The 9,243-nt window shown below is 74.9% G+C and carries 8 protein-coding genes; 6 read left to right on the forward strand and 2 right to left on the reverse strand.

From position 1 onward, the window contains the following. Window positions 1-128 precede the first annotated feature (128 nt). Complete coding sequence (gene mmuM / locus KUM40_RS20325) at window positions 129-1,040, forward strand: homocysteine S-methyltransferase (protein ID WP_217167435.1); 912 nt, start codon at window positions 129-131, stop codon at window positions 1,038-1,040. A 43-nt stretch (window positions 1,041-1,083) separates the two neighbouring features. Here mmuM and KUM40_RS20330 read toward each other — a convergent pair whose 3' ends face one another. Together KUM40_RS20330 and KUM40_RS20335 are read right to left on the reverse strand one after the other, a co-directional pair. After that, on the reverse strand, window positions 1,084-1,602 hold the full coding sequence (locus KUM40_RS20330; protein ID WP_217167436.1) for a hypothetical protein: 519 nt from the start codon (window positions 1,600-1,602) through the stop codon (window positions 1,084-1,086). 245 nt (window positions 1,603-1,847) lie between these two features. After that, on the reverse strand, window positions 1,848-3,740 hold the full coding sequence (locus KUM40_RS20335; RefSeq protein ID WP_217167437.1) for a helix-turn-helix domain-containing protein: 1,893 nt from the start codon (window positions 3,738-3,740) through the stop codon (window positions 1,848-1,850). Between the two features lie 229 nt (window positions 3,741-3,969). On the opposite strand from KUM40_RS20335, the gene KUM40_RS20340 reads away from it, so the two are divergent. Genes KUM40_RS20340 through KUM40_RS20360 form a run of 5 tightly spaced genes read left to right on the forward strand, consistent with a single transcriptional unit; the run spans window position 3,970 to window position 8,492 of the window. Continuing rightward, window positions 3,970-4,926 carry a DUF4129 domain-containing protein gene (locus KUM40_RS20340; protein WP_308401197.1) on the forward strand — a complete coding sequence of 319 codons (957 nt, stop codon included), beginning with the start codon at window positions 3,970-3,972 and terminating at the stop codon, window positions 4,924-4,926. Then, the gene (locus tag KUM40_RS20345) at window positions 4,923-5,525 is read left to right on the forward strand and encodes a hypothetical protein (RefSeq protein WP_217167439.1); all 603 of its coding nucleotides are present in this window, start codon (window positions 4,923-4,925) and stop codon (window positions 5,523-5,525) included. The genes KUM40_RS20340 and KUM40_RS20345 overlap by 4 nt, the downstream gene beginning before the upstream one ends. Beyond that, window positions 5,522-6,520 (forward strand): MoxR family ATPase, encoded by a 999-nt coding sequence (locus tag KUM40_RS20350; protein WP_217167440.1) that lies wholly within the window; start codon window positions 5,522-5,524, stop codon window positions 6,518-6,520. The genes KUM40_RS20345 and KUM40_RS20350 overlap by 4 nt, the downstream gene beginning before the upstream one ends. Next, window positions 6,517-7,899 (forward strand): DUF58 domain-containing protein, encoded by a 1,383-nt coding sequence (locus KUM40_RS20355; RefSeq protein WP_217167441.1) that lies wholly within the window; start codon window positions 6,517-6,519, stop codon window positions 7,897-7,899. The genes KUM40_RS20350 and KUM40_RS20355 overlap by 4 nt, the downstream gene beginning before the upstream one ends. Continuing rightward, entirely contained in the window at window positions 7,896-8,492 is a 597-nt protein-coding gene (locus KUM40_RS20360) for a hypothetical protein (RefSeq protein ID WP_217167442.1), read from the forward strand. The genes KUM40_RS20355 and KUM40_RS20360 overlap by 4 nt, the downstream gene beginning before the upstream one ends. Window positions 8,493-9,243 lie beyond the last annotated feature (751 nt).

A 9,243-nucleotide genomic window follows, 5' to 3' on the forward strand; every position in this document is an offset into this window, starting at 1 on the left:
CCGCGGGCTGACATGGACGCTACGGATCCGGCGGCCGGAGATCGTCACCTCACGGTGGACACCTGGCCGTAGCTCGCACGGGGGACAAGACCCCCGGAGCCCGGGGCGAGAAGCCGTAGCCTCGTGCCATGACCAGCGACTTCGCCGACGCCCTCGCCTCCGGCCCGCTCGTGCTCGACGGCGGGATGTCCAACCAGTTGGAGTCGGCCGGGCACGACCTGGGCGACGCGCTGTGGTCGGCGCGGCTGCTCGCCGAGGATCCCGAAGCGATCACTCGGGCCCATCTCGCCTACTTCGAGGCGGGCGCGGACGTGGCGATCACGTCCAGTTACCAGGCCACCTTCGAGGGCTTCGCCCGGCGCGGCATCGGCCGGGAACGGGCGGCCGAACTGCTCGCGCTCAGCGTGGAGTCGGCAAGGGAGGCCGCCCGCCGGGCGCGGGCGGACCAACCGGACCGCCCCCTGTGGGTGGCGGCGTCGGCGGGCCCGTACGGGGCGATGCTCGCGGACGGCTCCGAGTACCGCGGCCGGTACGGCCTCGACGCGGGCGAGCTGGAGCGCTTCCACCGCCCCCGCCTGGAGGTCCTGGCCGCCGCCCGGCCCGACGTCCTCGCGCTGGAGACGGTCCCCGACACCGAGGAGGCGGCGGCGCTGCTGAGGGCGGTGCGCGGACTGGGCGTGCCCGCCTGGCTGTCGTACACCGTCGCCGGGGACCGCACCCGCGCCGGTCAGCCGCTGGAGGAGGCCTTCGCCCTGGCCGCCGACGCGGAGGAGGTGATCGCGGTGGGCGTGAACTGCTGCGCCCCCGAGGACGTGTCCGGCGCGGTCGAGACCGCCGCCCGCGTCACGGGCAAGCCGGTCGTCGCCTACCCCAACAGCGGGGAGAGGTGGCACGCGGAGTCCCGCACCTGGACGGGTCGTCCGTCCTTCGCGACCGAGCGCGTACGGGGCTGGCGGGAGCACGGGACCCGGCTGATCGGCGGCTGCTGCCGGGTGGGCCCGGACACGATCCGGGACATCGCCGGGGCTGTCGGACGGTAGCCGTCGGGGACGGTAGCCGCCCGACGGCCCCGGGGAGGCGGGGTCAGACCCGCGCCGACGCCCTGACCGAGTAGTGCTGCACTCCGTCGCCGTCGTTGTTCCAGTTCAGCTTCCAGGCGCCGTCGCCGAGCGCCCAGCGGGAGACGGCGTGCCGGATGGTCGGGGTGGTGTAGGACCCGTCCCCGTCCTCCATCCGGCCCTCGATGCCGAAGGTCTTGTAGTAGCGGACGGGGTCCGTCGCACCGGAGACGCTCTTCTTGAGGTACACGCGGAACGCGGCGCTGTCGAAGGTCAGGCTGGGCGCGCTGCCGTGGGCGTCCGGCATGTCCCAGGACAGCTTGGCGTAGCTGTAGATGTAGCCGCCGGACCGGTACGAGCACATCGTGGACTTCAGGATCCAGTTGTCCGGCCAGGGACCGGTGTACCCGCGGTCGTCCACCGAGATGCTGTACCTGTCGCCGCAGCTCGCCGCCATGGCCGGACCCGCCGCGGCGACCGCGCCGCCGGCGAGCGTGCCCAGGCAGGTCGCGGTGACTGCCGCTCTGCGCAGAAAGACGCGCACGGAATTGCTCCTGTTCTCCGCACGTGGTGCGGTGTCGCTGAGCCGGGCGGTCCAGGACACCGGCGAACCGTTTCGGGGCCGGGGCTTTCGCGTAGACCGCCCGAACGCCGGAATCGTAGGCACGCCGTCCGCCGCCCCGCCTTGTGCACTCGATGCCGGCCACTGTGCGAGTGAGGTGCACCGTCCCCACCCGTGCCCACTCGTCCCCACCGTTGCCCACCCGACCCCCAACCGACCCTCGGTGGTCAGCCTGTCGCCACCGGATCCGGCACCACGGTCACCGGCAGGTGTCCGGCGGCCACGAGCAGCCACAGCAACTGGTAGGGCGCGGCTCCCTGATCCCTCAGCGGCAGCCGCAGCCGGGCGCCGAGCGCCGGCAGCCGGGCAGCGAGCGTGTTCCGGTGCATCCCGAGCGCGTCGGCCGTGGCGGCGGCGCGGCAGTTCCGGTCCAGCCAGGTGGCCAGCAACCGCGGGTCCGACGGGTCTTCCAGGACGCCCAGTTCCCGCGCTGCCCAGTCCACCACCGCCTCCTGCCGCACCAGCGACCGCAGTCCGGTCGGCGCCGCCGGCCCGCCGCCCGCCGGCCCGCTGCCCGTCGGCTCGGGCAGGTCCGCGAGCTGGAAGGCCAGGTCCGCCACCGCGCGGTGCGCGACCTGCCGGTGGTCGAGGCCCATCGTCTCCAGCACCAGTCGCAGCCGCTTGTTGGCCGTGGTGCGGTCGATGCCGAGCAGCCGGCCGGCCCGCAGCGCACCGTACGACAGCGCCCGGCGAGCGGTCGGCTCCGCCTGGGCCCGCTGTTCCGCCGTCAGGTTCCGCAGTCCGGCGCAGACCTGGCGGGACCAGGCGCGCGCCTGCGCCGGGAGGAAGGTGACGAGCGAGGCCCCGCCGAAGTCCCGGACTATCCGTTCCGGATCGTGTTCGGCAGCCGTCAGCGCGCGCACCGCCGCCCCGTAGGCCGAGGCGGTCTGCGACCACGGCCGAGGCCCGGACACGCCCGCGACACGTCCGGGCATCTGCCTCACCACCGGTCGCAGGACGGCCAGTGGAGCCGCACCGCCCGTCTCCTGCGCGAGCACCACGATGACGTGCCGTGGCTCCGCCGGGCACAGCACCACCAGCCCCCTGCCTCCCACGGCCGCCTCGCAGGCGGCGGCGGTGCCGGCACGGTCCTCGCCCCGCGCGCACGCCACCACGGCCACCACCCCGCGCCCCGCGGCCAGCACCTGGCCGACGCCTGACTCGGCGGCGCCCAGCCGGGCCAGCGGTTCGGCGATGCGTACCGCACCCTCCCAGTTTCCGAGCATGAGGTACTGCAGCACCGACACCCGGATGCCCCGCAGCGCGGTGCGCAGCGCTTCCCGGTCCCGGCGGTGGCGCACCGAGGATTCCAACAACGCCACCTGCCCTGCCGTATGGGCCAGAAGCTGCCGCAGATACGGTGGCCAGCCCTCGGCCCGGAACGCGGCCAGGACCCGGTCCGACCCTTCGGGACCCACCGCGTACAGCACCAACTCCTGTCCGTCGAAGGGAGCGGCGGCCGTACGCGTCCGACCGGAGCGGACCTGCTCCAGTGCCTGCGGCACCACAGCGGCCAGCCGTTCCCACTCGGCCCCGCCCGGTTCGACCAGCATGACGGAGCCGCCGGTGAGGACGGCCACCTCGCGCAGCAGCCGCGCCGGACCCTCCGACCGCTCCAGCGCACACGCGGCCAGCGTCAGCACCCGGGCGGACGCGTTCGCGTTGTCCCGCTCGACGGTCAGTTGCCGCCGCAGTATCCGGCGCACTGTCTCGGGAGCGTCCCAGGCCCCTGCGGGAACCAGCCATTGCAGGCCGGCCCGGACGGCTTCCTCGGCCGGTGTGCGGGCAGCCGCCGCGGGCGCCGGCACCACGGCCACCACTCCCGCGCGGACGAGCCGCCGAAGCGCCGCGGCGGCGTCCACGGGTCCCGCACCGTCCGTACCGGTGGGCAGCACGGCCAGCCCCGACCGCACCCGAAGCGTGTCCGACGGCAGGCGCCAGTCCACATCGCAGGCGACCACCTCATCGACGTGCCGCGCCGTCGTCGGCACCTTGCCGACCGGTTGCGGATGGCGAAGCACGGGGTCGGATCCGATGGTCAGGTCAGTGGTGATCAGCATGAGGGCGCGCCGGTGGGGTGGGGGTGGGCAGGCGTGGGGGGTCGAGGCGGCAGGCGTGGGGCCCCGGGATACTACCGTCGGACCATTCCGCACCACACGGCCCCTCCGCCGTCCCTCCGCCGTCTTCCTGCTGACCGAGAGCCGTGCCGCGGGCGGGTGGCGCGGCATGTGCCAAGATTGCGGTGAACAGGCGTTCGGGGGGCGGGTTCGGCGGGGGGAGGGGGACGGCGTGGAACACGGGGAGCGGACGAGACACCGGGCGGGGCCGGGGGCGGTGGTCGCCGCCGGGGTGGTCGGGGCGCTGGCCGTCGCCGCGCTCGCGCTGCGGCCCGCGGAGGGGCTGCTGCACTCCGGCACGGGGCCGCTCGGCCACTGGGGCTTCGTGGTGATCGTGGGGTCCATCGCCTGGAGCCTCGCGGCCCTGACCGTCGTCAAACGCTTCCGGCCCCGTTTCGGCGCCGACCGCCCCTCGCTGCCACCGCGTGAGGAGCGGCTGCGGGAAGTCGCGGCGCCACTGCTGCTCGCGGCGACGGGGGTCGTCGGCGTCCTGGCCATGGTCCTGCACCGGTTCTCCACCGGCGACACCACGACCGGCCCACCGCTGCCCCTCGCGACGGAACCCCCCGCCACACCGAGCTTCGTCACTCCCCCGCCCCGGGACCGTACGGGAGATCCCACGGGCCATTCCTCCCTGCCCCTGTATCTCGTCCTCGCGCTGCTGGCCGCGGTCGTCGTCGTGCTCGTCGTGGTGGCCGTCGTACGGCGGCTGCGACGGGTCGGGCTGAGGGTGCCGCAGCGCCCCGGCCCGGCGGGCACCGCGCCGGAGGGCGACGACGCGCGGCTGCTCCTGTCCGCCGTGCATTCGGGCCGCCGCGCCCTCGCCGACACGGATGACGCGCGTGCGGCCGTCATCGCCTGCTACGCCGCGATGGAGGACGCCCTCGTCGCGTCCGGAGTGCCGCGGCACGCTTCCGACAGCCCCACCGACCTGCTCACCCGAGCCGTCGGCGCCGGTCTCGCCCCGGGATCGGCGGCGCCGCGGCTCACCGCGCTGTTCCGTGAGGCGCGTTACTCCTCGCACCCCATGGACGGCTCGCACCGGGAGGCCGCGGCCGACGCCCTGAAGGAGATCGCCTCGCTGCTCCAGGACCGGGAGCGGGACGGGGAGCGGGAGGCCATGCGGTGAACCGGACCACGGAGACAGCACCGGGAGACGACACGCTCACACCGCGCCGCCTCGGGATGCTCGCCGGCGCGGTCGCCGGCTCGGGCGTCCTGCTCGTACTGCTCTTCGACGGCCCCGAGGCGGCCGGTGCCCTCGTGGCCCTGGTCGTCGCCGTGGCCCTGCTCGTCGCCCGGTACGCCGCCGGGGCCGGCGCCTTCGACTCCGGATACCGGGACGATGTGCGGCTGTTGCGGACGCGGGCCCCGGGCATGGGCGAGTGGCGACGGAACGTGGGCACCTCCACCGGACCCGACGGCGCCCTCTACTACCGTGCGGTGCTCCGGCCCGAACTGCGCCACCTGTACGCCGCCGCGCTCGCCGAGCACCACCATGTGTCCCTCGAGCACCAGCCCGAGCGGGCCGCCGAGTTGATCGGCCCCGAGCTGTGGCCGTGGCTGGGACCACAACCACCACGCACCGGACCCGACGGCGATGTCCCCGTCGACGTGCTGCGCCGCCTCGTCGACCGCCTCGAAGTACTCGGCGCACCCCGCACCCGCAGCCCTCGTAGCCCCGCTAGCTCTCGTAGCCCCCGTCCCGGTAAGGACCAAGCGAAGTGACGACTTCCTCCACGCCCCAGCTCCGCACCGCCGAGCAGGTCGGCGAGCAGGCCGGTGCCGTACTGCGCGAGATCGGCCGCGCCGTCGTCGGCAAACCGGACGCCCTCGAACTCGTGATGCTGGGCGTACTGGCCCGCGGCCACGTCCTGGTCGAGGACCTGCCGGGGCTCGGCAAGACACTCCTCGCGCGGTCCTTCGCCACCACGCTCGGCCTGGACTTCCGCCGGATCCAGTTCACGCCCGACCTGCTGCCGTCGGACGTCACCGGAACGCCGCTGTACGACCAGCGCACCGGCGAGATGGTGTTCCACCCCGGCCCGATCTTCACGCACCTCCTGCTCGCCGACGAGATCAACCGGACGCCGCCGAAGACGCAGGCCGCGCTGCTGGAGGCGATGGCCGAGTCGCAGGTGACCGTGGACGGCGAGACGCGGCCGCTCGCCGACCCGTTCCTGGTGATCGCGACCGCCAACCCCGTGGAGTACGAGGGCACGTACTCCCTCCCCGAAGCCCAGCTCGACCGGTTCCAACTGCGCGTGCGGATGGGGTATCTGGCCGCGCGGGAGGAGCTGGCGATGCTGCGGGCCCGGATCGACCGGGCCGCGCCCGAGGCCGTGCTCGAAAGGCTCGCGGGTCCGGAAGACGTCGTGGCCTGGCGGGCCGTCGTGGAGCGCGTGGAGATGGACGACGACCTGCTGGAGTACGCCGTCGCGCTCGTCGGCGCGACCCGCGACCACCCGCAGATCAGCATCGGGGCCTCGCCGCGCGGCGGACTCGCCCTGGTCCAGCTCGCGCGCGCCCGCGCCGTGCTGGACGGCCGCGACTACGTCGTCCCCGAGGACATCAAGCGTCTCGCGGTGCCCGCGCTGGCCCACCGGGTGTCGCTGCGCCCGGAGTTGTGGGTGCGCGAGATGTCCACGGACGACGTGCTGCGCGAGATCGTCGACAGCGTCGGTACGCCGACGACGCGGCGTACGGCCGCCGTGCCGTCGTGACCCCGCCCGCATCCACACCCGCACCGACACCCGAGCCCGCACCCGCACCCGTGTCGCGGCCGGGCGCGGCGGTGGTCCGCGCCCTGGAGGGCCGCACCGCCCCGACGCAGCCACCGCCCCCGCCGCCCGGCGGCCCGCGACCGGGCGAGCGCACCCTGCGCCTGCTGACCGTCGCCGTCGTGGCGCTGTCCGCCGCGCTGCTCACCGGCCGGGCGTGGCTGCTCGCGCTCGCGGCGGCGCCGCTGGTGCTGCTCGCGCTCGCACTGCCCCGCGCCCACGCCCGCCGCATCGAGACGTCGACGAGTGTCGAGCCGGGGCGGTGCTTCGAGGGTGACACGGTCACCGTCCGCATCTCGGTGGCTCACGACGGAGACGCCGTGCGCCTCGACCCCGGTGTCACGCTCGGCCCCGGCCTGCGCCTGGACGAGGTGGTCGTCGGCCCGTCCACGGTGACGCTGCGCCACACCGCGACACACTGGGGGCGCTGGTCACTCGGCCCGGTGGACCTCGACGTGTACGACGCCGGCGGCATCGTGCGCCGCACCGTGCGCGTCGAGGCGGCCGAGGTGTCCGTCTTCCCGTACGCCACGCAGGCCCGGTTCACGCCGATCCCGGCCCGCCTGCCGCAGCGGCTCGGCGAGCACGCGTCGCCGCAGTCCGGCGAAGGCGTCGAGGTCATCGGGGTGGGGCCCTGGGTTCCCGGGGAGCGGCAGCGGCGCATCCACTGGCCGTCGACGACCCGGCGCGGGGCCGTGCAGTTGCACCGGTTCGCGGCCGAGCGGGCGGCCGACACGGTGATGCTGCTCGACGCGTTCGGGGACGTCGTCGACCCGGTGACCGGGCTGTCCTCCCTGGACGAGACGGTGCGGGCCGCCACCGGACTCGCCCGCGCCTACCTGCGTACCCACGACCGGGTGGGGGTCGTCTCGACCGGCGGCACCACCCGGTGGCTGGCGCCGGGCACCGGGGACGCGGCGTTCTACCGCATCGTCGAGAGCGTCCTCGACGTCCGCAAGGACCGCAACTTCGGCCGCGACGGGCTCGAGCGGGTCCCGCCGCCCGCACTGCCGGAGGGGGCCCTCGTGTACGTGTTCACCCCGTTGAGCGACGCCCGGATACTCACGGTGCTGCGGGACCTTCAGGCGCGGGGGCGTCGCCCGGTCGTCGTGGAGATCCCGAGCGGCGACCCGCAGGTGGAACCCGGCGACGAGGCGGGCGAGTTGGGACTGCGCCTGTGGCACGCGGAGCGGGACGCGATGCGCTTCGCCCTGCGGGACAGCGGGGTGCCGGTCCTTCGGCACGTCGTGGGCGAGTCGTTGGATCTGGCGCTGGCGCCGCTGCTGTCGGGGCGGATCGGCGGAAGGGGGCGCGCGGGATGACGGTACCGGAGACGCGGGTCGGCCTTCGGGAGTACCTCGGCTACTGGATCGGCACCGTGCCGGTGCGGGTGCTCGGGGTGGCGGCCGTGGTGATGGCGTGGCGGCCGTGGGCGGCGGTGGACACGGCGGGAGAGGCGGTGCCGCTCGCCTGCGCGGTCGCCTTCGCGGCGTGGGCGGCACCCGCGCTGGACCGGCGGCCGTCGGCCGAGGCCGTCTGGTGGTCCTACCGGCTGCTGCGGCACCGTACGACGGTGCTGGCGGCGGGCGTTGTGGTGATCGCGGCGTTCGGCGACCCGGCCTGGTGGGAGGCCGCCTGCGTGGTCGGCCTCCTGGTCGCCTACCTGGTGACCAGCGAGACGTGGCCGTGGCGCTGGGGACGCGGGACCGCACGCACGTGGGGCGAGGCGGTCGCGGCCTGCGCCGGTGCCGGTGTGGTGGTGGCCGCCGCCGCAGTCCCGGTGACCGGGGCGGGTTCCGGGCTGGGGCGAGTGATCGCTGCCGGGACGGTGGCCGGCCTGGCGGTGGGTCTGGTGCTGGTCGGGGGTGGAGTGCTGGGCACGCGACGCCGGTCGCCGACGGCGTCGGAGAAGTGACCGCGGGGGCCGCCCGCTTCCTTGCCAGTGTCGTGCCTCCGCGACCCGAGTAAAGGGCGCTGCGCGTCGCCTTCGGCGATGGCCCTGCGGGCCACCCTTGACTCGGCTCGCTCCAGCACGAGGGAGAAGCGAGCGAGCGGCCCGGAAATACGGGTGGCCGAGGCACGCCGGTCCCTCAGGTCGGCCGCCCAGTCCCCGGCGTAAGGGGCGCGCTCGCGCCTCGCACGCACGCCGGGCGGGCTCAGCGGCTTTCAGCCGGTGGGTGGTGGGAGAAGCAGAGGACCATTCGCAGGACGGTGGGGCGGAGGGACGGAGAGGCGGAGAGCCGGCAGATCGGGCGGGCCCGCGGGTCGGGCGGGCCCAGGGGACCCGGGGACCACCGGACCGGGAGCCTGGGGACCACCAGACCGGGGACGATCGGACACTCTGTCCCACTCCCTCCTCCACCCCACCTGCCCTTTCACCCCACGCACCCGGGACAGACTGTCCAATCACCACCCCGGCCCCAGACCACCCCCGAAAGGCGCGAACAAATCCGCCGATTTGTTCACGACTTTCGACATGCCCCCCACCGCTCGCCATCCCCCACCCACCGGCCGTCCGCCGCTAAGCCGACCCGGCGTGCATGCGAGGCGCGAGCGCGCCCCGCACCACCCACTCGCCGTTCGCCGCTGAGCCGGCCCGGCGTGCTGGCGAGGCGCCGACGCGCCCCTCACGCCGGGCGACGAGGCAACGTGCCCAAGGGACCGGC

The sequence above is a fragment of the Streptomyces sp. AC512_CC834 genome (genome assembly GCF_019049325.1).
Lineage (GTDB): Bacteria > Actinomycetota > Actinomycetes > Streptomycetales > Streptomycetaceae > Streptomyces.